Here is a 24,200-nt window from a genome sequence, read left to right on the forward strand (position 1 = left end):
GTGACAGGCTCAAGTCCTCCCGGTCCTCTTCTGTTCCTCGACCCGGTCACTCTGTGACCCAGGCCACTGGCCCGCTCAGTCAGGGGGTCTCCGGTCGGCCGGGTCTCGGCTCAGGTCGGCCTGGTCTCAGCTCAGGTCAGCCAGGGTCTCGGCTCAGGTCGGCCTGGTCTCAGCTCAGGTCGGCCGGGTCGAACCGCTTCGGCTGAACCAGGACCAGCCAGTTGCCGGAGTTGTCCCGCATGACCGCCTCGACGCCGTACGGACGGTCGGCCGGCTCCTGCAGGAAGGTCACACCCTTGTCGACCAGCTCCTCGTAGGTCTTGCGGCAGTCGTCCACCCGCAGCCCAAGCCCGCCCATCTCACCTTTCTCCAGCTGGCGGCGGTAGAAGGCGGCGGCCTCCTCGTTCAGCGGCGGGCCGGGGACCATCAGGGTCACCTCCAGCTCGGGCTGACTCGGGTGGCCGAGGGTGACCCAGCGGAAGCCGGCCATGGTGGCGTCGTTGCGCAGCTCGAATCCGAGCACGTCCACGTAGAAGTCGCGGGCCTTGTCCTGGTCGAGGCAGTACACCGTGACCAGCGAGATGTTCGTAATCATGGGTTCACGGTAAGCCGGAGCCCCGGTCCGGCTGCTTCTTTCAGATTGCGCGGGTCAACTCTCAGCTTGCCCTCTCCGGCCGGTCCGGTCCGGCGGTCTTCGTGTGGTCGAAGACCCCGCGCATGAACAGGTAGCAGCCGGGCATGTGCGGTCCGCCGCGCGCGGCCCACCGCTCCCGGTACGCCGTGGGCGTCTCCCCCACGAGCTGGGTGAACCGCGTACTGAACGAGCCGAGGCTGCTGAACCCGACGATCATGCAGATCTCGGTGACCGTCAGGTTGGCCACCCGGAGCAGGTCCTGCGCCCGTTCGATGCGGCGACGGGTGAGGTAGCGGATCGGCGTCTCTCCGTAGGTCGCCTCGAAGCAGCGCGCGAAGTGGAACTTGGACACCCCGGCGACCGCCGCGATCTGCTCGAGGTCGAGCGGTTCCCCGTAGTGACGGTCGATGTGGTCCCTCGCTCGCCGCAGATGCGCCAGCAGCTCGACCGGCACCGTACGCTCACCCACCTCGCAACGATCTCACATTGATTCTTATAAGATCCAGTAGGAATCTTGTGGAATTTCGCGGATCTTCCTACGGTCTTCTCATGACGCGCGACATCACCGATCCGGAGATCCTCAAGGGGCTGGCCCAGCCGATCCGGCAGAAGATCTACCGGCTGCTGGCCCAGATCGGCCCGGCCACCGGCGGCGAGCTGTCCGAGCGCCTCGGCACCGACCCCGGCCAGACCAGCTACCACCTGCGGGAACTGGCCAAGCGGGGGTTCGTCGAGGACGTGCCGGAGCTGGCCCGGGACCGTCGCGAACGCTGGTGGCGCCTCGTCCCCGGCGCCGTCTCCTGGTCCGCCCTCGAATTCGGCGACCCCGAAGGCACCGCGGTGGCGTCGGCGGCGAAGGCCCAAATGGTCATCGACGAGTTCGAACGCGTACGCCGCTATGAGCAGACGCGTACCGAATGGTCGCCCGAATGGCAGCAGGCCGCGATGAGCAGCGACTCGTTCCTGCGACTGACCGCCGGCCAACTCGCCGAACTGAACCGTGAGCTCATGACGGTCGTGCAGGACTGGGCCGCGCGGACGCGGCACCTCCCGGTCGGCGGCGACCGTCAGAACGTCTTCCTCTTCCTGCACTCGTTCCCCGAAAGGCCGTGACCCGATGACCGCCACCCTGCTCGACGCCCCCGCCCCGCGGGTCGTCCCGGCCCATCGGGTCCCCCAGTTCCGCCGGTACGCCACCGGCCAAGCCGTCTCCGTCCTCGGCGACCAGGTCTGGTACGTCGCGCTCTCCTGGGCGGCCGTGCAGATCGCCTCGCCGGGCGTCGCCGGTGTGCTCCTGTCGATCAGCGCGCTGCCCCGGCTGGCGCTCATGCTCTTCGGCGGCGTCCTCGTGGACCGGCGGGACCCGCGTCGCCTCATGGTCCACAGCGACCTCGTCCGCGGACTGATCTGCGTCGCCGCCGCGGCCGTCGCGATCTGGCAGCCGAGCGTACTGCTGCTGGTCGTCGTCGCCCTCGCGTTCGGCGCGGCGGACGCGGTTTTCCTCCCCGCCGCGGGCGCACTGCAACCGCGCCTGCTCGACCCCACCCAGTACGCCGGCGGCAACGCGCTCACGTCGACGGTGAACCGGCTCGCCCTCACCCTCGGCGCGCCGTTGGGCGGCGTACTGGTGGCGACCGGCGGCCTGCCGACGGCGCTGGTGGTCAACGCGGTCACCTTCGGGATCTCCGTCCTCGCGCTGCGCTCGCTCAAGCCTTCCGCTGTGGTGCCGTCTCCATCGGATGCTCCGAAGGGTGGCCTCCGGGACGGACTGCGCTACATCGCCGGGCATCGCGTACTGCGGGCCACGATTCTCGTCGGCCTGCTCGGCAACCTCGGGTTCGTCGGCCCGATGAACGTCGGCCTGGCGTTGGCGTCGCAGTCGTCCGGATGGGGCGCGACCGGCGTCGGTCTGCTGCTCTCCGGCTTCGGGATCGGCGCCATCGTGGCCGGTCTCGCCATGCTCCGCCGCCCCGACCGCCCGTCCAAGGGGCTCCCCGGCGTACGCCGCATCGGCCCGATCGCTGCAGTCTGCTTCGCCGTTCAAGGGGTCGCCGTCGTCGTCCCCGCCGTGACACACAGCCTCCCGCTCGCCGTGGCCGCCACCGCCGTCGCCGGGCTCACCAGCGGACCGGCCGGCATCCTGCTCGGGTCGCTGACGCAGTACGCCACGGCCGACGCGTACCGGGGCCGGGTGTCGAGCGTCAACTCGCTGGCGAACCTGGGGCTCACGCCGCTGGTGATGGCCGCCGCCGGCTGGGCCACCGACCTGGTCGGCCTCGTGCCCGCCATGGCGGTGAGCGGCGGCCTCGAACTGATCGCCGCCGTGGGCTGCGTCGCGCTGCCCGCCCTGCGGACCGCCCGCCTCCCCCGCTGACGCCTTGTCGATCAGGCCGTCCCGGAATCGATCAGGATGCTGCGGACATGACACGCCGATCGATCACGACCGTTAGTTCATGATCGCGCGGAAAGGGGCGGGGGAGGGGTGTCAGGGAGGTGTCAGGCGGATGTCAGGAGGCGGGATCAGGATCCGAGGCATGACAACGGATGTTCTCATCGTCGGCTCCGGGCCGACCGGGCTCACCCTCGCCGTCGATCTCGCCCGGCGCGGTGCCTCCTTCCGCATTGTGGAGCGGGAGGCCGACCGGACCGGGTCGCGGGGCAAGGGTTTGCAGCCGCGCAGCCTGGAGGTCTTCGACGATCTCGGGGTGATCGACGAGATCCTGGCGACCGGCGAGATCTATCCGGTGATCCGGATCTACGCCGGGCGGGTGCCGATCTGGAAGGCGCACATGCACAAGCGTCAGGAGCCGTCGGAGGCGGTGCCGTATCCGATGACGATCATGCAGCCGCAGTGGCGGGTCGAGCGCATCCTGCGGGACCGGCTCGCGGAGCTGGGCGGCCACGTGGAGTCCGGGGTGGAGCTGGTGGGGTTCACTCAGGACGCCGACGGCGTGGCTGCCTTGCTGCGTAAGGAGAACGGCGAGACGGAGAGCGTCCGCGCGCGCTACCTCGTGGGCGCAGACGGCGGTCGCAGCGTCGTCCGCAAGACCCTCGGTGTCGGATTCGTCGGCGAGACCCGTGACGACGAGCGGATGATCCTCGGCGACGTGAAGATCGACGGGCTGGAGCGGGATGCCTGGCACCTCTACGTCAACCTGCTCAAGCGGCAGCTGAAGGTCGGCCTGTGCCCGTTGCCGAACACGGACGCCTTCCAGCTCACCGCGCCGCTTCCGGCCGGGGCCGTGCCGGACCTGTCGTTCGAGACGTTCCGGCAGATCGTCGCCGAGGGCACCGGGCGCCGCGACGTCGTGCTCCGGGAGGTCAGCTGGGCGTCGGTGTACCGGGTGAACATCCGCATGGTGGACAGGTACCGGGTCGGGCGGGTCTTCCTGGCCGGGGACGCCGCCCACGTCCACTCCCCCGCCGGTGGCCAGGGCCTCAACACCGGCGTGCAGGACGCGTACAACCTGGGCTGGAAGCTCGCCCGAGTGCTCGCGGACGGACCGGAGTCCCTTTTGGACACCTACGAGGCCGAGCGCAAGCCGATCGCCGAGCACATCCTCGGCCTCAGCACGCGACTGCTCGACCAGGCGGGCAAGGGCGGCAGCGCGAAGGCGTTCAAGCGGGACGCGGAGACCAGTCAGCTTCTGCTCACCTATCGCGGTGGACCGTTGGCCCGTGGCCAGCACGGCGGCGACCGTATGCCCGACGGGAGGCTCGACGGCTCGATCACGCGCTTCGACGTGCTGCGGGGCCCGCACTTCACGCTGTTCACGACGCAGCCCGTCCGGGCACCCCGAGCGGACGTCCAGGTCTACCCGGTCGCCGAAGGTCAAGCGCCCTTCGTCCTCGTACGCCCGGACGGCTACATCGCGCTCACCGCGCAGACCTACGAAGAGGTCGAGGACTACCTAGCCCTCGTCTGAGAGCGCGCAGGCGCCGTAGACGCCTTCGAGCCACTTGCGGACGACGGCGCGCTCCTCGTCGGAGAACCCGGCTTCGATCTCCGTCTCCCAGGCGGCGGCGGCGACCCTGGCCTCGGCCAGCCGCCGCCGTCCCGCGTCGGTGAGGAACAGCTGGTGCGTACGCCGATCGCCGGGGTGCGGCCGCCGCTCGATGAGCCCGTCGCGCTCGAACGCCGCCAGCATCTCGTTCGCCGCCTGCCGCGTTGCTGCGCAGGCCCGAGCAACATCGGAGTTGGACGATCCCGGGTGGGCTTCGAGAATCATGAGCGTGGCGTATTGCGGAGTCGACAAGCCGTACGCCTTGAGCTGGGCGTTCAGCGCGCCGCGGAGGCCGAGCCAGGCGGTGCGGACTTGGAAGGCCAGCGATCCCGGCTCCGAGAGGAACGTTCCCATGCCATCCATCCTGCCTTTGCCGGGGAGTGCTCGCGCGAGCCGCCAGGAGTGCAGTCGGCCCAATTGACAGGGACCTGACAATCTGCCAGGCTCACCATCGTCAGGTACCTGTCGAATGTACCCAGGGGTATGCCATGACCACCACCGAACCGTCAGCCACGAAGCGCAGGCTGATCCTTCTCGTTCTCGTCGGCTCCCAACTGCTCGTCTGGATCGACAACACGATCCTCGGCAACGCCCTCGAAGTCCTGGCCGATCCGGCGCACGGACTGGCCGCCTCGCCCGGTCAGCTTCAATGGGCGATCGGCTCCTACACCCTCGTCTTCGCGACGCTGATGTTCACCGCCGGCGCGCTCGGCGACCGCTACGGTCACCGGCTCGTCCTCGGCGTCGGCATGGCGGTCTTCGGCGCCTCCTCGCTCTGGGCGGCCTACGCGGGCAGTCCCGGAGAACTCATCGCGGCCCGTGCGGTGATGGGCGCGGGCAGCGCACTCGTCATGCCCGCCACCATGGCCGTGCTGACCTGGACCTTCCAGGGAGCCGCCCGCGCTCAGGCGTTCGCCCTGCTCTCCTCGGCCGCCGGAGTCGGCATCGCCATCGGCCCGGTCCTGTCCGGGGCGCTGCTCAACAGCTTCTGGTGGGGATCGGTCTTCCTGATCAATCTGCCCATCGTCGCCCTGTCGCTGCTCGGCATCGCGACCCTGCTCCCGGAGTTCAAACCGCCGGCGGCCCGGGCGCTGGACCTGCCGGGCCTGGCGCTTTCCGTGAGCGGGCTCGGGCTCTTGGCGTATGGCCTGATTCGAGCGGGACAAGTCGCGGCCTGGGACCCGCCCGAGGTCTGGGGCAGCGTGGCGGCCGGGCTGGCCCTGCTGGCCGCCTTCGTGACCTTGGAGCTGAAGGCGCGGCAGCCGAGCTTCGACCCGCGCCTGCTCGCGCGCCGAATCTTCGGCGGCGGCACCGCGGGCCTCGGCCTGCTCTTCCTCGCCATGACCGCGAACTCGTTCTACTCCGCGTTCTACCTGCAGGGCGCGCGCGGCTACAGCGCGCTTCAAGCAGGCCTGCTGGCCCTCCCCGCCGCGGTCGGGGTCATGCTCGCGGCCCCGCTCGCCAATCAGCTGGTACGCCGAACGTCGGTGCGAACGGTGACGGCCACCGCCCTCACCGTCGCCGGGTTGGCGATGGGATCGTGGAGCCTGGTCGGGCTGAGCACCCCGATCGTCGTCCTGGAGGTGCTGATGCTGATCCAGGGTTCGGCGATCGGCATGGTCATCGCGCCGGTGACCAACGCGGTGATGGGGACACTGCCGCTGGAGCGAGCCGGGGCCGGCTCCGCCGTGAGCAACACGGTACGCCAAACCGGTGCGGTGCTCGGGATCGCGCTCGGCGGGACGATCATGTCCATTGTGTACCGATCGTCGGTCACGCCGTCGCTCGGCTCAGTTCCCGAGGAGCTGCGTTCGCGGGCGCTCGTCTCCGCAGAGTACGCCCGATCGCTGGGCGACCCGGCCGTCACGCGGGCGGCGAACGACGCCTTCATCCACTCGCTCCACGTCACCACGTTGTGGACCATGGCGGCCGCGTTGATCGGCGCATTCGTCCTGGCGGTGTTCCTGCGGCCCGCCGCCGCCGACCCCTCCCCCGCCCTCGCTCCGGCCGGCGCCGACCCGGCGCCCGCCGCCACCCTGTCCCGCCGATCATGAACTATCGGCCATGATCGACCGGCGTGCCGTGTCCCGGGCAGCCTGATCAACTCCGCAAAAGCATGATCAACGGGGCTCGAGCATTTTGCGGAGCAGGTCGCGGAGTTGCTCGCGCTCGGGTTCGGTCAGCGACCGCAGTGGTTCGGCGGCGAACCCGAGCGAGCCCCGCAGATCGTCGACGACCTCGCGACCGGCTTGGGTGAGCGTCACGTTCTTCACCCGCCGGTCGCCGGGGACGGGCTCGCGCGTGACAAGACCCCGGCGCTCCAGCCGATCGGCGATGCCGGTCACGTTCGACGGGTCGCAGTGGAACTCGTCGGCCAGCCGCCGCATCGGCTGCGGCTCGGCCGCCACGAGGACGAGTAGCTTGGCCTGCATCGCCGTGAGCTGGTGCGCCCCGGCGGCGTCCTCGTAGCCCGCATTGAACCGGGCCGCGATCTCGGCCATGAGCTGCACCACTTCTCGCGTCACCGTCATGACCACCAGTATAGTTGAAGCAGCTCAACTATCTATGGAGGTCAAGGATGGCTCGCCAGATCACCCTCGCGTCCCGCCCGGCCGGGTGGCCGACCGCGGAGAACTTCGCGCTGGTCGAGGTGGAGACGCCGGCGCCCGGCGAGGGACAGCTGGTGGTACGCAACCTGTTCATGTCGGTGGATCCGTATATGCGTGGGCGGATGAACGACGTGAAGTCGTACGTGCCGCCGTTCCAGCTCGGGCAGCCGCTCGACGGAGGCGCCGTCGGCGAGGTCGTGGAGTCGCGCGCCGGCGGATTCGCCCCCGGCGACCTCGTCCTGCACGGGCTGGGCTGGCGTGACGTCGCCGTCCTCGACGCCCGCCACGCTCGCAAGGTCGCTCCCCTCGACGGGCTGTCGCCCTCGGCGTACTTGGGTGTGCTCGGGATGACCTCGTTGACCGCGTACGCCGGACTGCTGGACGTCGCCGAGTTCAAGCCGGGCGACGCCGTCTTCGTGTCGGGCGCCGCCGGCGCGGTCGGCAGCATCGCCGGGCAGATCGCCAAGTTCAAGGGCGCGTCCCGGGTCATCGGCAGCGCCGGCTCGGCCGAGAAGGTCGCGCACCTGCTGGACCTGGGTTTCGACGCCGCCTTCAACTACAAGGACGGTCCCGTCGGCAAGCAGCTCAAGCAGGCCGCCCCGGAAGGCGTCGACGTGTACTTCGACAACGTCGGCGGTGACCATCTCGAAGCGGCGATCAGCTCGCTCAACCAGCACGGCCGGGTCGCCCTGTGCGGGGCGATCTCGGCGTACAACGACACCACGCCGCCCGCCGCGCCCCGGAACCTGGCGTTGGCCATCGGCAAGCGGCTCACGCTGCGCGGCTTCATCGTCAACGACCACGCCGCCCGGATGCCCGAAATGGTCGCCGAGATCGGCGGCTGGCTCCGAGACGGCCGGCTCTCGTTCCAGGAGACCGTCGTCGACGGACTCGACAACGCTCCCGAGGCGTTCCTCGGCCTCCTCCGCGGCGAGAACACCGGCAAAATGGTCGTCCGCCTCTGACTCCTCCCCTCCCGGCCTTTCCTGCTTCTCGCTGCGTTGCCCCTTGGCGTTGATCATGGAGTTTGCCCCCTCGACACACCGTCGAGACCACAGTTAACTCCATGATCAACGGGGCGAGCGCAGCGGGCGAGCGCAGCGGGCGCGGAGCGCGCGGAGCGCAGCGGGCGAGCGCAGCGGGCGAGCGCAGCGGGCGCGGAGCGCGCGGAGCGCAGCGGGCGAGCGCAGCGGGCGAGCGCAGCGGGCGAGCGCAGCGGGCGCGGAGCGCGCGGAGCGCAGCGGGCGAGCGCAGCGGGCGCGGAGCGCGCGGAGCGCAGCGGCGCCCACAGGGGGTTAGTCGGCGGGGGCGACGGTTTCGACTGTGGGTTTGGCTCGCCGGTCCAGGAACTTCGTCGTCAGCCAGGCCGCGGCGACTGCGAGGACCGCGGGTGGGAGGACGTCGAGGCTGGGCGCGCCGACGAGGAGGGCCGCGAACACCAGCGGCGAGAAGATCAGCCGTGTTTGGGCGGCCATGCCCGCGGCTGCGCCGCCGGCCAGGGCGAGCGTGGGCGACAGGTCGAACCAGACGACGCCCAGCGACGCCAGGGCGACACCTAGGAAGATCGCCGGGAAGATCGGGCCGCCGCGGAAGCCGCAGCCGAGGCAGACGGCGTACGCGAGGAATTTGGCGATCAGCAGGACGAGCACGATCTTCGTCGAGTCCGCGGTGGCCACGACGCCCACGGAGGCTTGGCCGGAGAAGAGCACGTCTTGGGAGTTCGCGCCGAGGACCCGGGCCAGGAGCGCCAGGAGCCCCACGGCGAGGCCGCCTGCCAGCAGCAGCGCGGGCATCGGCAGCTTCACCTCGGCGACCCGCCGGCCCAGGAGATGCACGCGGGAGAGGGCGAGCGCGCTGAGGATGCCGACGATGACGACGATCAGCAGGTCGCCCACGTGCACCCCGGTGTACGCGGGCATGTCCGGCACCGCGAGGCCGGGCGCGTTGAGGCCGCCCCAGGCGCCGAAGCCGGTGAAGATCAGGTAGCCGATCGAGGCGGAGACCAGGCCGGGCAGCAGGACCGGCAGCAGCCGGGCGCCGAGGCCGATGCCGCCTTCGAGGAGCAGCATGCCGGCGACCACCGGGCCACCGAACAGCGCGGAGATCGAGGAGAACTGGCCCGCGTTGGACACCACCGCCGTGCCCTGCTTGTCGAGCTTGACGAAACGGGTGGCGATCATGCCGACGACCGAGCCGAGCGCGATGACCGGGGCTTCCGGACCGAGGACCGCGCCGTAGGACAACGAGCCGAGCGCGGCGAGCACGACGCCGGGGGCGTACGAGATCGGGGTGGGGGCGGTGCTCAACCCTTCCAGCGGGGAATGGCCGCCGTCGCCGGGGAGGAAGCGGCGAGCCAGGACGACGATGATCGCACCGAGGATGGGCAGGGAGACGACGGCGTACCAGGGTGGTTCGCCGGTGCCCCAGAGCCAGTGCTCCAGCTCGTGCACCGACGCCAGGAACAGCGCGGCGATCAGGGCCGCCGGGATGCCGATCGCCGCGCCGAGCAGGATGAGCCGCAGGTACGCCCGCCCGGTGGGTGGTTCCGCCATGCCGCCCCCTAGCCCCGTCGTCCGGCAGCTCCGTGAATCGGCAGCTCCGCAATTCAGCCACATTTGGCCCGAATTAGCCTCATATTAGAGCCATGACGACAGCAAGTGTGCCCAAGATGCCCCGTTCGACGGGCATGTCCAAGACTTCCGGCGGAATGCCCTGGTGGCTGTTCCTCATCACCGGCACCGCGTGGATCATCATCAGCTGGTTCGTCCTCGGCTTCAACAGCCGCAGTGTCGCCTCGATCGCCGCGCTCGCCGGCGCCGTCGTCCTGGTCGCGGCGGCGGCTGAGTTGTTCCAGATGTTCACCGCGCCCGGCTGGAAGTGGCTGCACGGCGTACTGGCCGCGCTGTTCCTCGTCACCGGCATCCTCTGCTGGGCCAATCCCGGCAAGACGGTGTTCTGGCTGGCCGCCTTCGTGGGCTGGTACCTGCTGTTCAAGGGCACCGCCGACATCGTGCTGGCGTTCCTCACCAAGGCCGAGAACGACGCGTGGTGGCTCGGCCTGATCGTCGGCATCGTCGAGGTGCTGCTCGGCTTCTGGGCGGCCGGCCGGTTCGACCGCTCGCTCTACACGCTCATCGTCCTGGTTGCGGCGATCTGCCTGGCCCGCGGGATCACCGACATCATCATGGCGTTCCGCGTACGCAAGCTGCAGCACGTCGAGTGAGCGCGGGATGCGGACCCTACGGTGGACCGGGGCCGTCGTCCTCCTGGTGATCTCCAGTCTGCTGGTGGTCGCCTCGGTGACGGCTCGGTTCGCCCGCGCCGAACTACTGAACACCGACCGCTACGTGGAGACGGTCGCTCCGCTGGCGAGTGACCCGGACGTCCAGGAGGCGATCACGCGGCGGGTCACGGACGCCGTGATGAACTCGGCCGACCTGCCCGCCCTGATCCAGCAGCTCGCGGAGGCCACCGGGATCAAGGCGGCACCGCAGGCGGCGACGCTGGCCGCGCCGGCCATCACGAACTGGATCAAGGGGCAGGTCCAGCGGATCGTCGGCGACCTCGTCACCTCGCCGCAGTTCGCGACGCTGTGGACCGAGGTGAACCGGTCTGCGCATACGCAGATCGAGAAGTTGCTGACCGGGGAGGACGGCACCGTCGTCTCCACCCAGGACACCGACATCGTCATCAACCTCGGTCCGGTGGTGACCGCAGCCAAGGACAACCTGGTCGCCCGGGGCTGGGGCTTCCTCAGCAAGGTCCCCGACGTGTCGATCCCCTACACCGTCGCGACCATCGACAACCTCCCCGAGATCCAGCGCTACGTGAAACTGCTCGACAAGGCCGGGACCTGGCTGCCGATCCTGGCGCTGATCCTGCTCGGGCTGGGCGTGTGGTGCGCGCCGAATCACCGCCGCGGCCTGCTGGTCGGGCTGCTGATCAGCGCCGTTCTGCTGCTGCTCACGCTGGCCGCGTACGCGGTCTTCCGGAATCGCTATGCCGAGAAGCTCGCCGCGAAGGGATTCAACACCGACGTCGCGCTCACGGTCTGGGATCAGCTGCTGCGGTATCTCGTGATCGCGCTGGCGACCACCACGGTCGCGGCGGCCCTGGCCGCGATCTGGGTGTACCTCGCCGGACCAGGCCGTGGCGCCACCCTGTTCCGCCGGGGCGTGAACTCGGCCATCGATCCGGTCGGCCGGGCGATCGGCCCGCAGCCCGGCGTACGCCGATTCGTGCGTCGATGGCAGCCCTGGATCGCCGTCGTCCTCGCCGCGGGGGCGATGTGGTGGCTGCTCGCCAACCCGACGGTGGCGACGGCTTTCCTCATCGTGGGCGTCGTCGCGCTGCTCACGGCGGTAATCACACTGCTACGCCGGCTGCCCGCATAATCGTGGACGTGTCCAAGCCCTCCGCCGACGATCTGCCGGCCGCATACGGAAGGAGCATTCCGGACGTGCTCGCAGTTGCGTCCCGATGAGCAGGATGAGCTTTTGGCGTACAAGCTGGGTGTGACGAACCTGGTGGCGCGCGGAACCGACTGCACTCCTTGCGGCTCGGCCGAGAGCCTCCCCGGCGACGGGCCGACGAGCTGACCGCCGCGGAGCCGGCGGAGGGTGGGCGCGTGTTGCGCGAGAAGCTCGGGCGCGTGCGCCCAGCGTCGCTCGCGGTCCTGGGGGTGACCGCCTATCGGGTGGCCTTCGGCACCCGCACGGCCGGGGTCGGCCCGCAGGCCACAGTGGATGGTACGCAGGTCTGGGTGCTCCCGAACCGAGTGGCTTGAACGCGCACTACACGCTGGAAAAACTGACCGCAGAGTTCACCCGGCCGCACCGCGCGACGGATGCCACTGTGGAGCGTGGTGATGCTAGGTTGTAGTCGGCCGGTCACGCTCTGGGGAGGCGGCGCATGGACCGAGAGATCCGGGTCGATCCCGCCGCGTTGCGGGGATTCACGAAGGACCTCACGTCGATCTTGAACGATGTCTTGCAACCGGGTCTGGAGCGGCAGAAATACCTGTTCACCGACCCGGTGACGTTCGGCGAGGACAATCCGAGCGGCGAACTCTTCCAACGGCGGACAGAGACGTCGCAAGCGATCCGTGAGGCACATGGCAACCTGTCGAAGCAGATTGCGTCATTTCACTTCCTGATCGAGGCGGTCGGCAAGATCGCCGACGGCTACCAGTCGTCCGACGCCCTCTCGGAGGGCGCACTGCAGAAGGTGTTGCAGCGGACGGCGGGGATCGTGCCGGGCGTCAACACGCCCGCCGCGCCGTCGGCCGGGCCCGCGCCCGGCGCTGTCGAGACGACGCCGCCGGCGGATGTGACGCCGCCGGCCGAGGTCACCCCGGCGGAGGCCGCACCGGCGCCGTCGGCCGGAGCCCCGCCCAGTGAACCCGCCGTCGAGCCGACCGTGGTCGAACCGACGGTGGTCGAACCGACAGTGGTCGAGCCGACCGTCGAGCCGGCGGCCGTGGCGGTGGAGAGCGACAGCACGGAGCCCGCGATGGTGGTGGAGGGCTGATGACGGCACCATGGCAGGTCAACTGGCAGGCGTATGACGTGCCGCGGATCGCCGACGCGATCCAGCGCGACCCGAACGAACGCGACGTCATCCCGGCCGCCAGCGCGGTCGGCGACCTCGTCGGGCACACCGCCGATCTTCTGCTGACCGCGGTGGGCAAGCTGGAGAAGTCCTGGTCGGCCAAGTCCGAGGCGGCGGCCGAGACGTTCGCGTACGCCCGAGCGCTGGCCGCCTCGCTGAAGGCGGACGCTGACACGTATCACCAGATCGCGGCGGACGTCGGCAAAGTCGTCGACCAGATCGACCAGGCCCGGACGGAGATCGAGCCGCTGGTCCTGGAGTGGCTGCGGCTCGGTGAGTCGGCCACCGCCACGACGGCTTCGCTGAGCGCCGCCGCGCAGGATCTCAACCGGCGCGCACGGGGCACGATGAGCCACCTCGATCAGGTGGTCGCTCAGCTGCGAATCAAGGGGCCGAAGGCGTACGGCCCGAAGATCCTGCCCATCTCCGTAGGGCCGGAGCACCCGAAGAAGGAGGATCGGCCGCACCGGGAACCGCGTACCGACCCGGACGGGCCAGGTCGCAAGGATTGGCCGCGCGACTTCCCCCGCGGCGGGGGCGTCGCCGGTGGAGCGCTGTTCACCGCGGCGGCCGTGGTCGCACCGGCGGTCGGCTACTCACCGCCACCGGGCCTCCCGGGCGTGGCCACGACGACGTCGTCGTCGTCGGGTCCGAGCGTCGGCTCGTCAGGCGGCAACCGGTCGGCCGCCGAGGTGCTGAACGAGCGAGCGAGCGAACACATCTACGACCGTGCCTACTCCGACTACGACGGTCCCGGCCCGACGCTCACCGGGGGCGGTGGTCCACCGGCGACGCCGATGACCCCGGGAGCGCCGGTGTCGATGATGCCGCTCGGGATGAACAGCGGCATGGCGCCCGGCGGCGGGGCGTTCGTCCTGCCCGGTCCGGGCGTCGGCGCCGGCGGTGTGGTGCGCAAGGCCACGATGAGCTGGAGCGCCACCCCGGCCCCGCAGACCGGCACGATCATCGACGGCAGTCGCGGCGGCCAGCTCGCCGACTGGGCGGCCGGCCTGCCGAAACCCGCGGCGCAGCCGGTGGGCACGCCCACCTGGCAGGTCCCGCGTGGTGGGCCCGGCGTGATCATGCCCGGCGCTGTGCTCGGCGCGGGCTCGCGTCAGGTCGAGGAGGAGCAGGCTCTCAAGAAGTGGTACGCCGAACTCGCCGAGCCTTGGCGGGCCAAGTCCTGACCCGACCGTGACGTGATCTTGAACGGAAAACGTCGCTGGAGCAGCGTTCTCCGTTCAAGATCACGTTACGGTCGGCGAGTCAGCCGCGAAGTCGGCGCATCACCGCTCGGGCGAACTGCTTCGGATGACGGATCTTCGCGGCGTACCGGACGTATTTGAACAGGCGATGGTTGCGGATCTCCTCGTAGCGCTGCACGCTGGCCCGCATCTCACGGATGCGCTTCTCGCGTACCTTGAGCTGCTTGTCGCGGTAGCCGAGGGTGCGCTCCAGGCCGAAGACGTGCCCGCGCAGTTCGAACAGTTCGTGCCGGGCGGCGGCCGCCTCTTCCAGCGCCGACCGGAGATCGAGCGTCGACTCGTCGGGGACCGGCTCGGCGACCAGGTCGGCGATCTCCCGGCCGCGTTCCACGGTGGAAGGCTCGGCGGCGTCGCCGGACATCTGCAGGAGTGTCGCCACGAGGTCGTCGCCCGCCATCCACGGTGGCCACGGGTGCCGGCGGTGGGCGCTGACGAGCCGGTCGCGCCAGCGGTGCCAGGCGGCGGCGAGCAGCTCGTCGGCTGAAGCCGGTTCGGTGGTCGCCCAGCCGTAGAAGCCGGGGGTGAACGCCGTTCCGTCGTAGACGAGGTCGTCGAGGCAGATCGCCTCCGCTGTGGACCGCGATCGCGCCCAGGCGCCGAGTTCGGCGGCGAAGGCGCGTATGCCGGGGACGTCGCCCGCGGCGGCCAGCCGGAACAGCACGTCCTCCGCCGTCGGGGCGTCCGGCAGCGTACGCGTGCCGACCCGGATCCGAAGGCCGTCCGGCAGGTCGGTGGCCTCCCCCGCGGCGTCCAAGAGCCACCCGTCGCCCGCCCGCTCGACCGCGACGGTGACACCGGCCGCCGCGCCTTCCGCGTACGCCGTCCTCGTGGGGCTGCCCCGCAGCAGCAGCCAACCTTCGGGCACCGAACCCAACTGCCCGGCGTGGGCGGCGGCTTCGGCGAGTTCTCCGATCGGGGCGAGCAGGGGCAGCGATGCCCCGGCCGCCTGCAGCCCGCGTACGCCCATCCGGCAGAGCAGGCTGCCGGGGCGGGCTTCGGTGGCTGCGTCGATCTCGATGAGGGTGTGTGCGGCGAAGTTGGCGTACACGCGGGCACCGGTGATCCCGGCGCGTTCGGCGGCCTGGGCGAACGCGGCGGCGGAGGCGGGCCGTTGGGGATCATCCCGCAGCGGCCACCATTCGTTGTCGCCGTGCCGTTCGTCGAGCCCGCGCCGGTCCAGCAGACTGGTCAGGGCGAACCCGTTCGCCAACCCCAACACGAGGACAGCGTCCACAGTGGCGTGCTTGAGCAGCTGAGCGAGGCGTTCCGGCCAGCTCAGATCCGGGCTGTCCGCACCGAGCACCCGGTCAAGCCCGTCCACCGCGACGATCGCGTCGTACGGCTCGAACGTGGCACCGGCGAGCCCGTCGAGCGCACCCGCGACAACCTCCCACCGGGGATCCGCCTCGCTGTTCGCGGCGGCGGCGGCCAGCTCGGTGGCGTCGCTGACCGAGCGCAGCAGCACGGTGACGTGTTCACTGCGATCGGCGACCAGGTCCAGCACGTCGCGGCCGTGTGGACCGACGACCAGCGTACGCCGCGCCCGGGGCAGCAGATCCGCCAGCAACCGGCACACCACCGGCCCACCCGCCGCCGGCAACCCCGGCTGATTCTGATCACTCCACGGCTGCATCTCACCCCGGACGACCCGCACGGTGCTCTCGATGTCAGTCACGTTCCCTCCAGTCGAAGAGCATCCGCATCTCCTGCGGCGGCATCACCCACGCCCGCCCCAGCTCCTCATCGGTGATCTGCCGCGCGACCGCCACATCCACCTGCTTACCGATCATCTCCGGCCACAACCGGCCGATCCGCTGCACCCCACCGAACAGCGGATTCTCCCCGCCCAACTCCATCGGATCGCCATACACGGCCGGTTCGCACCCCACCGACACCCCGTAGAAGATCGCCGTCGCCAACCGGTTCGACGCCACCCGCTTGAACCGGCGCAACGTCTCCAACTGCTTATACAGGAACCGGCGATCGGTGCCCTCATAGTTCCAGCCCCGCCGGCCGAAACAGACGACGTCGAAACCCGCCTTCTCGTAATGCCGGCGGATCTCCCGGCGCTCGTACTCGGTGTAGTAGAGGCTGATCGTGACCGGCCCCGGTTCGGTCTCCTTGATCTCGTCGATCAACCGCTGATGATCACCGGAGATCTTGCCACCCTCCCAGCCGTGGAACAGAAACCACAGCGTGCCCTCCCGCTGCTCCGGCGGTATCACCCCGAGTGTGGGCTCCATCTGCAGCAGATACAGCCACGGCGCACCGACCACGTGATAGTTGCGCCGGCCCAGCGAATGCCCACGACGGCGCGGCCAATCACTCCACACGAACCGCCACGCACCGTCGAAGAACTCGTGCACCGGATTCCAGCCACAACCGATGTTCCACCCATGCTGCAGATAACCCCGCAACCGCGGCGGGAACTCGTCATCCAGACCGGCATACCGCGCCAGAATGTGCGACTGCCCGTAATAGTGATTGTGATGATGCATGGCTACCGCACCTCGACGGTGACACGATCGGCATGCGGACGCAAAGTCAGCTGGCGATCCCGTACGCCGACGGTGATCGACGCGTCGGCGGTGAGGAACGCGTCAGGCTGCACGGCGTAGGGGCGGGCGTCCGGCGGCAGCGCGACCAGTTGCCAGATCGCCGCCGAGGTGTGCGGGTGCCGGGGCGAACCCGCGATCAGGCTCTCCACCTCGGCCAGGGCGGTCCATCGCCCACCGAAGCCGGCGAAGCCGCCCGGGACCGCGCCTACCGAGCAGGTCACGTCGTCGGCGCCGGAGCCGTCGCCCAGTCGGCGCCAGACGAGTGGGAAGTCGAGCGGCGCCCACGACTGACCCGAGACGGTGATCAGGTGGACCCCGTCCGCTGGGCCGATCTCCCCGGCGATCGGCCGGACCGGCCCGTCGGTGACGACCACGCAGTTGTCGGCTGCCCGGCTGACCTGGACCAGCCGGCCGCCGACCACCTGAGTCACGGCCCGGGTGAGCCCGGTGGCGAGCACAGGATGCCCGCCGGCCTCCAGCCGCCACACCGTACGCCCTGTCACGGGGTCGTCGGGGTCGTCGGTCTGCGCCAGATCGGACACCGGTACTCGGGCCACGAACCGGTCCTCGGTGTCGCCGGGCACGATCTCGCAGTCGGCGAGCTTGTCGCAGGCCCATGTACGCGTCAGGCTGAGCTCCCCCGACTCGGGCGGCAGCATTCCTTCCAGGACGATGATCCCGTCCCGGACGGCCGCCGAGGTGAGCCGGGCCGGATCGGCGATGTGCCGCAGCAGCAGCCGGTTGTCCGGGGCGGGCAGGGGTTGCAGCCACGAGCCGCCGTTGATCCAGGCGCCCGGCGGCATGCTCGGGTTACCGGGGCCGACGTTGCGCAGCACCGTGGTGCGCTTGACATGTCCCTGCGTGATCGTGGCACGCAGGGTCGCCGGTTCGTTGCGAGCGGGGATCCCGGCCAGCATCGAGTGCGGTACGCGGACCGCGTATCCGACGAGGTTGCGGTCACCGTGGCTGTCGTACGCCGGGAACCGCTCGACCGGCAACGGCACTTCGACGCCGTTGGCCTCCAGCACCATGCGCAGCTTCGAGGTGCCGTCGATCTGCAGGTGACGGATCTCGGCGGTACCCCGGACGATCAGTTCCGTCGCACCGCCCGAGTCGGTCGCCCAGTCGAGGTCGGTGACGGTGGTGCTGGCGGCGTAGGGCGCGCGCCCGGGCAGGCGGAACAGCGCCCGGGACTGGCCGCCCAGGTTCGGCGGGACCAGTTCGTGCCGCCGCCACGGGACCTGCGATCGCTCCGCGCGTACCGCGTTGAGCGCGCCGTCGCGGCGGATCTCGGCGACCGCCCGCAACAGCTCGATGTCGCCCGTACGCAGGGCGTTGTGCTGCACGCGGCCGAGGTAGGACGACCGGGCGGCCGGCCCTTTGTCGATGCGCTCGGCGAAGCGCTGCGCGATGCGGGCCAGCCGGGCGCAGTCCTCCTCGGGCAGCTCACCGAAGGCGTCGACCAGCGTGACCATGTCCACCTGAGCCAGGTGCATGTGCACGGTGTCCCGCAGGTACGCCGGCAGCTCCTCGACGAGGTTGAGCACCATGTCGGCCGAGCGGATGCGGTCGCACAGGTTGGTGAACTCGGCCCGTTGCTGGGTGATCGAGTCGCCGGAGGTGCGCTCGCGCCAGTAGTAGTTCGGCTGCGCCACGATGTCGACGGTGACCGCGTCCAAGTACGCCTTCAGCGTCACCGGGTAGTCCTCGTAGCGGATGGCCGGGAACTCGTAGCCGAACTCGTCCCAGAAGCTGCGCCGGAAGACCTTGTTCCACACCATCCGGTCGATGGCCAGCTGGTAGTACTCCACGACGTGGGTGGCCGGCCGGTTGGCGGCGAAGATCTTGCCGTGCAGCCAGGAGCCCCAGGAGCCGTAGTCGTCGAACCGCCGCGCGCCGGCCGCCGCGAACGACGATCCCGTCTCGTCGAGCGAGTGGACCATCATCTCGAACGCGTGCCGCGGAACGAGGTCGTCGCTGTCCACGAAGGTGATGTACTCGCCGTCGCTGTGCCGCACGCCGGTGTTGCGGGCCGGGCCGAGGCCCTGGTTGTCCTGCGCGACGAGCTGAAATCGGGGATCGATCCGGCAGTAGTCCTCGGCGATCTGCGCGGTGGCGTCCAGCGAGCCGTCGTCGACCAGGATCACCTCGAAGTCGTCGAAGGTCTGCCGGCGTAGGGACTCCAGGCATTCGGCGATGTATTCGGCGACGTTGTAGAACGGCACGACGACACTGAGTCGAGGCGTCACGGATCCCCCCTCCGACCCGAGGACTCTGTTACTCAGTAGCTTACGTACCGTTTTGGCATGGTACCGACGATTTGAGAATCGGCTACGTTTACCCTGTGGATCGCACCATCGACTGGGACGGCGAAGCGGTCGTCACCGTGGACCAGACCGCGCTGCCGCAGGCGTACCGGGAGCTGCGGCTCCGCGACGTCGACTCGCTCATCGACGCCATCTCCCGGCTCGCGATCCGCGGCGCGCCGGCCCTCGGTGGCGCGGGCGCCCTCGGCGTCGCCCTGCTCGCGCGGGATCATGACGCCCAAGTGGTACGCACAGAGGCCGAGCGCCTCGCGTCCGCTCGGCCGACCGCGGTGAACCTCCGGTGGGGGGTGAATCGGGCGCTGAGCCGGTTGGACGAGGGCCCCGAGGCGGTGCTGGCCGAGGCGCTCGCCGTGCTGGAAGCGGACATCAAGGCCAATCACGACGCCTCCGGGCGCGCCGCCGACCTGGTGCGAGAGGTGTGCGAGCGGCGTCCGGTACGCCTGCTGACCCATTGCAACGCCGGTCGGCTGGCCACCGTGGGCTGGGGTTCGGCGCTGGGCGTCGTGCGTCACCTGGCCGCCGCGGGCGAGGTCGGCGAGGTGCTCGCCGACGAGACCCGGCCACTGCTCCAGGGTGCGCGGCTGACCGCGTACGAGCTGGCCGAGATGGGCGTTCCCTATCGGATCTGCCCGGACTCCGCCGCCGCGACCGCGATGGCCCAGGGTCTGGTGGACTGCGTCGTCGTCGGGGCCGACCGGATCGCCGCCAACGGCGACGTCGCGAACAAGATCGGCACATACGCCGTCGCACTGGCCGCCGCCCGGCACGGGATCCCGTTCATCGTCGTCGCGCCGGAGTCGACCGTCGACGAGGCGATCACCGACGGCTCGGCGATCCCGATCGAGCAGCGGGACCCGGCCGAGGTCACCCACTACGCCGGAGTGCCGGTCGCGCCGGCAGGCGCGGGCGCGTTCAACCCCGCCTTCGATGTGACTCCAGCCGACCTGGTCACGGCGATCGTCACCGAGAATCGGGTGTGGCGTCCGCTCCCCTGACCTCCGGTGCGCTCGCTCCATAGCTCGCGAGCTTCCGGCCGACGCGGTCGATCTCGGCCGCGTCCAGCACCCGGGGCTCCCCGGCGGCCTTGGCTCGCAGCCACACGTCGCAGAGCCATTCGAGGTACTGCGCCTTGGCGTACGCCTTGGCCAGGGTGTCGCCGACCGCGATGGTGCCGTGGTTGCCCAGCAGACACCCGGTACGCCCGGCGAGCGCCGCCGTCACGGATTCGGCCAGCTCGTCGGTGCCGTAGGTGGCGTACCGGGCGACCCGGATCGGCCCGCCGAACAGGGCCACGAGGTAGTGCACCGACGGCAGCTCGTCGACCAGCGTGGCGACCGCCGTGGCGGCGGCCGAATGGGTGTGCACGACGGCGTTCCCGCCGGTGGCTTGGTAGGCCGCCAGATGGGTCGGCAGTTCCGTGGTGGGCGCGAGCGGGGCGTCGACCGGGGTGCCGTCGAGGCGGTGCACCCCGACCAGGTCCGGCGTCAGCTCCTCGTACGCCAGCCCGCTCGGCGTGACCGCGATCAGCTCGCCGCGCCGGGCCGAGATGTTGCCCGAGGTGCCCACCACGAGCCCGTCGGCCACCATCCGATGGCAGTACGCGACGACCGCCCGCCGCTCCTCCCCCAACACCAACTCCACCCGCGCACCCTACCTCGCCTGATCATTGCGTCACCCATGCTGTTTCGCGCGACGAAATGTCCGCTCAAACAGCATGGCTGACGCAATGATCACGCCTGGGCGGCGAGCGTGGCGGCGAGGTAGGGGGCGGTGCGGCTGTCCGGAGCGGCGGCGACGGCGGCGGGCGGACCGGCGGCGACGATCCGGCCACCGTCGGAGCCGCCTCCGGGGCCGAGGTCGACGACCCAGTCGGCGCCGGCGATCACGGCGAGGTCGTGCTCGACGACGATCACGGTGTGCCCCTGATCCACCAGGCTGTGCAGTTGCCGGGTGAGGACTTCGACGTCGGCCGGGTGCAGTCCGGTGGTCGGCTCGTCGAGCAGGTACAGCGTCCGGCCCCGGCGGCCGCGCTGGAGTTCGGCGGCGAGCTTGATCCGTTGCGCCTCGCCGCCGGACAGTTCCGTGGCGGGCTGGCCGAGATGGAGATAGCCCAGTCCCACCTCCCGGAGTACGCCGAGGCTCCGGGCAGCGGCGGGGACGTCGGCGAGGAACTCCGCCGCCTCGTCCACGGTGAGGTCGAGGACGTCGGCGACGGTCTTGTCGCGATAGGCGACCTCCAGCGTCGCCGCGTTGTAGCGGGCGCCATGGCAGGTGGGGCAGGGTTGATAGGTCCCGGGTAGGAAGAGCAGTTCGACCGCGACGAATCCCTCGCCCTGACAGGTCTCGCAGCGACCGCCCGCCACGTTGAAGGAGAACCGGCCGGCGGTGTAGCCGCGTTCCTTGGCGGTCGGCGTACCGGCGAAGACTTTGCGTACGGCGTCGAACAGGCCGGTGTAGGTCGCCAGGTTCGACCGGGGCGTACGCCCGATCGGCCGCTGGTCGACGCGGACGAGCCGGTCGAGCTGCTCGACGCCGGTCGCGGTCACGCCGATCGACGCGTCGACCGACTCCTCCAGGGAATCGTCGTCGGTTTCCTCGGAGGGTTCCTCGTCGGCGCGAAGATGACCGGCGACGACGTCGGCGAGCACCTGACTGACCAACGTGGACTTACCGGAGCCGGAGACGCCCGTGACCGCCGTAAACACCCCGAGCGGAAACTCCACGCTCAAGTCCCGCAGGTTGTGGCGGTCGATTCCGGTGAGCCGCAACCAGCCGGTCGGCCTGCGCTCCGCAGAGTCCAAGAGGGACTGTCCATGAAAGAGGAACCGGGCGGTCGCCGATCGCTCGACGGCGGCCAGCCCCGCGACGGGACCACTGTAGAGAACCTCGCCGCCGTGGGTTCCGGCGCCCGGACCGACGTCGATCAGCCACGCCGCTGTGCGTATCACCTGAAGATCGTGTTCCACCAGCAGCAGCGAGTTGCCCGCGGCCTGGAGCCGCGCGAGCAGCGTGAGCAGGGGTTCGGTGTCGGCCGGATGCAGCCCGGCGGACGGTTCGTCCAGGACGTAGACCACCCCGAACAGCCCCGAGCGCAGCTGGGTCGCAAGCCGGAGCCGTTGCAGCTCGCCCGCGGAGAGGGTGGGCGTCGACCGGTCGACGCTGAGGTAGCCGAGGCCGAGTTCGACGAGGAGATCGATGCGGGCGAGCAGGTCGGGGACGATGGTGGCGGCCGGCTCGGTGGTCGGCGGCCGTTCGCGGAGCACGGCGCCGAGATCGCGCAGCGGCACAGCGACCATGTCTGCTATGGACAGTCCGGCGTAGGTGACGGCGAGCGACGACGGCTGCAACCGGCGACCGTGGCAGACCGGGCACGGCGACGTACGCAGAAAGCGCCGCATCCGCTGCCGGATCGGCAGGCTCTTCGACGTCGCGAAGGTATGCAGCACATAGCGTTCGGCGCTCTGATAGCGACCCTGGTAAGGCCGTTGGATCCGGCCGACCTCGCGTTCCGGGTGGACGGTGACGACCGGTTGCTCGTCGGTGAACAGGATCCAGTCACGGTCCTGCTGGGACAGTTCCGCCCACGGACGGTCCACGTCGTACCCGAGGGTGGCGAGGATGTCCCGGAAGTTCTTGCCCAGCCAGGCTCCCGGCCAGGCGGCGATCGCGCGGTCGCGAATGGACAGCGACGGGTCGGGGACGAGTGAGTCCTCCGTGACCCGGTGCAGCAAGCCTTGACCGTGGCATTCGGGGCACGCTCCGGCCGGAGTGTTGGGCGAGAAGGCGTCGGAGTCGACGCGGGGCGCGCCGGGCGGATAGTCGCCCGCCCGCGAATAGAGCATCCGCAGCAGGTTCGACAGCGTCGTGACCGTGCCGACCGAGGAACGCGACCCTGGCACCGCCCGCTGCTGACCGAGCGCGACCGCGGGCGGCAGTCCGGTGATCTGGTCGACCTTCGGCGCGCCGACCTGGTTGAGGAGGCGGCGGGCGTACGGGGACACCGACTCGAGGTAGCGGCGCTGGGCCTCGGCGTAGACGGTGCCGAAGGCCAGCGACGACTTCCCCGAACCGGAGACCCCGGTGACGACCACCAGTTCGTCGCGCGGGAACTCTACGTCCACGCCGCGGAGGTTGTGCTCGCGCGCTCCCGTTACCCGGACGAATCCCACCCGCCCATGATCACACTTCGTCCGGCGTCAGTGGACGTGCTCGCGCAGGATCGCGGCGAATTCTTCGGGCCGCTCGATGTGCGGGCTGTGCCCGACGCCCTCGAACGTGATCTCCCGGTAGGAGCCACCGGCAGCCGCGTAGCGGTCCAGCACCTCGCGCGTCTGGCGCACCATCGGCTGCGGCGGCGCGATCTGCTCGCCCGGCCAGCCGGGCACGACCCCGATCTTCCCCAGGTACGCGAGATCGAAGGCGGACGTGTCCGACACGATGATGTCGGAGTCGCCGCGTACCCACGCGATCGGGGGCTTGCCGGCCAGCTTGAGGAGATCGTCGGCGACGTTGTGATGGCCCGGGTCCATCGCGTTCGCCACGCCTCTGGTCCCCGCGCGTACGCCCGGCCATCCCTCGGCGGGGACGGCGTCACCGGGGTAGTTGCCCTCGCCGACTGCGGTCGAGAGCACCGTGTCGAGCAGGGCCTCCTCGTCATCGCCGAGGGACGCCGGATCGGCGACATAACAGGTACGCAGCACGGCCCGCGGAGTGGTCGGCGCGTCACCCGAGCGGTCACCGGCCGCGAGGGCGGCCACGAAACCGGGGTTCACCGCGCCCGCCCCGCCCAGCCCGAATCCGTACGGCGACAGCGGCGACTCCAGCACGAGCGCCTTGACCCGATCGGGGTGGTCGATCAGCAGTTGCGTGGCGATGCCACCGCCCATCGAGTGGCCGACCACGGTGATCGGCGTGCCGGGCGCGAACACGCCGGAGTCGTCGAGCAGCGCCGCGAGGTCGTCGGAGAAGTCCTTGAGTCCCCGGGTGGCGTCGACGGGGGCAGTCTCGGTGTCGCCGTAGCCGCGCAGGTCCGGGGCGACGATCCGCCACTGTTCGGGCAGGTGACGCAGCAGCGGCGCCCAGTACGCCGCCGACGAGCAGTTGCCGTGCACCAGGAGGACGGGCGGGCCGTCGAGCGGGCCGCGTACCAGGAGGTTCTGCTCGATGCCGTGGGCTTCGACCTTCATGCAGCCA

General features: G+C 70.3%; 22 protein-coding genes. 11 read left to right on the forward strand and 11 right to left on the reverse strand.

Annotation, left to right across the window (positions count from 1 at the left end; genetic code table 11):
- Nucleotides 1–169 precede the first annotated feature (169 nt).
- On the reverse strand, nucleotides 170–595 hold the full coding sequence (locus tag AB0H43_RS23265; RefSeq protein WP_360002243.1) for a VOC family protein: 426 nt from the start codon (nucleotides 593–595) through the stop codon (nucleotides 170–172).
- 61 nt (nucleotides 596–656) lie between these two features.
- On the reverse strand, nucleotides 657–1,103 hold the full coding sequence (locus AB0H43_RS23270) for an AraC family transcriptional regulator (RefSeq protein ID WP_360002245.1): 447 nt from the start codon (nucleotides 1,101–1,103) through the stop codon (nucleotides 657–659).
- 80 nt (nucleotides 1,104–1,183) lie between these two features.
- Between AB0H43_RS23270 and AB0H43_RS23275 the strand changes: the two genes are divergently transcribed.
- From AB0H43_RS23275 to AB0H43_RS23285, 3 genes are all read left to right on the forward strand, one after another.
- A complete protein-coding gene (locus AB0H43_RS23275; protein WP_360002247.1) occupies nucleotides 1,184–1,747 on the forward strand; it encodes a winged helix-turn-helix domain-containing protein in 564 nt (187 codons plus the stop codon).
- Between the two features lie 4 nt (nucleotides 1,748–1,751).
- Complete coding sequence (locus AB0H43_RS23280) at nucleotides 1,752–3,008, forward strand: MFS transporter (protein WP_360002249.1); 1,257 nt, start codon at nucleotides 1,752–1,754, stop codon at nucleotides 3,006–3,008.
- 160 nt (nucleotides 3,009–3,168) lie between these two features.
- Nucleotides 3,169–4,560 carry an FAD-dependent monooxygenase gene (locus tag AB0H43_RS23285; protein ID WP_360002251.1) on the forward strand — a complete coding sequence of 464 codons (1,392 nt, stop codon included), beginning with the start codon at nucleotides 3,169–3,171 and terminating at the stop codon, nucleotides 4,558–4,560.
- Here AB0H43_RS23285 and AB0H43_RS23290 read toward each other — a convergent pair.
- Nucleotides 4,546–4,992 carry a MarR family transcriptional regulator gene (locus tag AB0H43_RS23290; RefSeq protein WP_360002253.1) on the reverse strand — a complete coding sequence of 149 codons (447 nt, stop codon included), beginning with the start codon at nucleotides 4,990–4,992 and terminating at the stop codon, nucleotides 4,546–4,548. The genes AB0H43_RS23285 and AB0H43_RS23290 overlap by 15 nt on opposite strands.
- 134 nt (nucleotides 4,993–5,126) lie before the next feature.
- Between AB0H43_RS23290 and AB0H43_RS23295 the strand changes: the two genes are divergently transcribed.
- Nucleotides 5,127–6,692: an MFS transporter gene (locus AB0H43_RS23295; protein ID WP_360002255.1), complete on the forward strand. Its 1,566-nt coding sequence runs from the start codon at nucleotides 5,127–5,129 to the stop codon at nucleotides 6,690–6,692.
- 66 nt (nucleotides 6,693–6,758) lie between these two features.
- Here the strand turns inward: AB0H43_RS23295 and AB0H43_RS23300 are convergent, their stop codons facing one another.
- Nucleotides 6,759–7,169: a MarR family transcriptional regulator gene (locus AB0H43_RS23300; RefSeq protein WP_360002257.1), complete on the reverse strand. Its 411-nt coding sequence runs from the start codon at nucleotides 7,167–7,169 to the stop codon at nucleotides 6,759–6,761.
- Nucleotides 7,170–7,216: 47 nt separating this feature from the next.
- On the opposite strand from AB0H43_RS23300, the gene AB0H43_RS23305 reads away from it, so the two are divergent.
- On the forward strand, nucleotides 7,217–8,212 hold the full coding sequence (locus AB0H43_RS23305) for an NADP-dependent oxidoreductase (protein WP_360002259.1): 996 nt from the start codon (nucleotides 7,217–7,219) through the stop codon (nucleotides 8,210–8,212).
- A 330-nt stretch (nucleotides 8,213–8,542) separates the two neighbouring features.
- On the opposite strand, the gene AB0H43_RS23310 is transcribed toward AB0H43_RS23305, so the two are convergent.
- Entirely contained in the window at nucleotides 8,543–9,799 is a 1,257-nt protein-coding gene (locus tag AB0H43_RS23310; RefSeq protein ID WP_360002261.1) for a chloride channel protein, read from the reverse strand.
- Between the two features lie 92 nt (nucleotides 9,800–9,891).
- Here AB0H43_RS23310 and AB0H43_RS23315 point away from each other — a divergent pair, with 92 nt between their 5' ends.
- From AB0H43_RS23315 to AB0H43_RS23335, 5 genes are all read left to right on the forward strand, one after another.
- Nucleotides 9,892–10,470 carry a DUF308 domain-containing protein gene (locus AB0H43_RS23315; RefSeq protein WP_360002263.1) on the forward strand — a complete coding sequence of 193 codons (579 nt, stop codon included), beginning with the start codon at nucleotides 9,892–9,894 and terminating at the stop codon, nucleotides 10,468–10,470.
- Between the two features lie 7 nt (nucleotides 10,471–10,477).
- Entirely contained in the window at nucleotides 10,478–11,641 is a 1,164-nt protein-coding gene (locus AB0H43_RS23320) for a hypothetical protein (RefSeq protein ID WP_360002265.1), read from the forward strand.
- Between the two features lie 233 nt (nucleotides 11,642–11,874).
- Nucleotides 11,875–12,033, forward strand: a complete 159-nt coding sequence (locus tag AB0H43_RS23325) for a hypothetical protein (RefSeq protein ID WP_360002267.1) — start codon at nucleotides 11,875–11,877, stop codon at nucleotides 12,031–12,033.
- A gap of 125 nt (nucleotides 12,034–12,158) precedes the next feature.
- On the forward strand, nucleotides 12,159–12,776 hold the full coding sequence (locus AB0H43_RS23330; RefSeq protein ID WP_360002268.1) for a hypothetical protein: 618 nt from the start codon (nucleotides 12,159–12,161) through the stop codon (nucleotides 12,774–12,776).
- Complete coding sequence (locus AB0H43_RS23335) at nucleotides 12,776–14,044, forward strand: hypothetical protein (protein ID WP_360002270.1); 1,269 nt, start codon at nucleotides 12,776–12,778, stop codon at nucleotides 14,042–14,044. The genes AB0H43_RS23330 and AB0H43_RS23335 overlap by 1 nt, the downstream gene beginning before the upstream one ends.
- Before the next feature lie 79 nt (nucleotides 14,045–14,123).
- Here AB0H43_RS23335 and AB0H43_RS23340 read toward each other — a convergent pair whose 3' ends face one another.
- The 3 genes from AB0H43_RS23340 to AB0H43_RS23350 are packed head-to-tail and all read right to left on the reverse strand — an operon-like array spanning nucleotide 14,124 to nucleotide 18,929.
- Nucleotides 14,124–15,797 carry a hypothetical protein gene (locus AB0H43_RS23340; protein ID WP_360002272.1) on the reverse strand — a complete coding sequence of 558 codons (1,674 nt, stop codon included), beginning with the start codon at nucleotides 15,795–15,797 and terminating at the stop codon, nucleotides 14,124–14,126.
- On the reverse strand, nucleotides 15,790–16,620 hold the full coding sequence (locus AB0H43_RS23345) for a hypothetical protein (RefSeq protein ID WP_360002274.1): 831 nt from the start codon (nucleotides 16,618–16,620) through the stop codon (nucleotides 15,790–15,792). Before AB0H43_RS23345 ends, AB0H43_RS23340 begins: the two co-directional genes overlap by 8 nt.
- 2 nt (nucleotides 16,621–16,622) lie before the next feature.
- On the reverse strand, nucleotides 16,623–18,929 hold the full coding sequence (locus AB0H43_RS23350; protein ID WP_360002276.1) for a glycosyltransferase family 2 protein: 2,307 nt from the start codon (nucleotides 18,927–18,929) through the stop codon (nucleotides 16,623–16,625).
- A 95-nt stretch (nucleotides 18,930–19,024) separates the two neighbouring features.
- Here AB0H43_RS23350 and mtnA point away from each other — a divergent pair, with 95 nt between their 5' ends.
- Entirely contained in the window at nucleotides 19,025–20,002 is a 978-nt protein-coding gene (gene mtnA / locus AB0H43_RS23355) for an S-methyl-5-thioribose-1-phosphate isomerase (protein WP_360002278.1), read from the forward strand.
- Here the strand turns inward: mtnA and AB0H43_RS23360 are convergent.
- From AB0H43_RS23360 to AB0H43_RS23370, 3 genes are all read right to left on the reverse strand, one after another.
- Complete coding sequence (locus tag AB0H43_RS23360; protein WP_360002281.1) at nucleotides 19,968–20,648, reverse strand: class II aldolase/adducin family protein; 681 nt, start codon at nucleotides 20,646–20,648, stop codon at nucleotides 19,968–19,970. The genes mtnA and AB0H43_RS23360 overlap by 35 nt on opposite strands.
- An 89-nt stretch (nucleotides 20,649–20,737) precedes the next feature.
- Nucleotides 20,738–23,128 (reverse strand): excinuclease ABC subunit UvrA, encoded by a 2,391-nt coding sequence (uvrA, locus tag AB0H43_RS23365; RefSeq protein WP_360002283.1) that lies wholly within the window; start codon nucleotides 23,126–23,128, stop codon nucleotides 20,738–20,740.
- A gap of 75 nt (nucleotides 23,129–23,203) precedes the next feature.
- Nucleotides 23,204–24,193, reverse strand: a complete 990-nt coding sequence (locus tag AB0H43_RS23370) for an alpha/beta fold hydrolase (RefSeq protein ID WP_360002285.1) — start codon at nucleotides 24,191–24,193, stop codon at nucleotides 23,204–23,206.
- Nucleotides 24,194–24,200: the final 7 nt, after the last annotated feature.

Origin of the sequence: Hamadaea sp. NPDC050747, assembly GCF_040654195.1 — a bacterium.
Taxonomy (GTDB): Bacteria; Actinomycetota; Actinomycetes; order Mycobacteriales; family Micromonosporaceae; genus Hamadaea.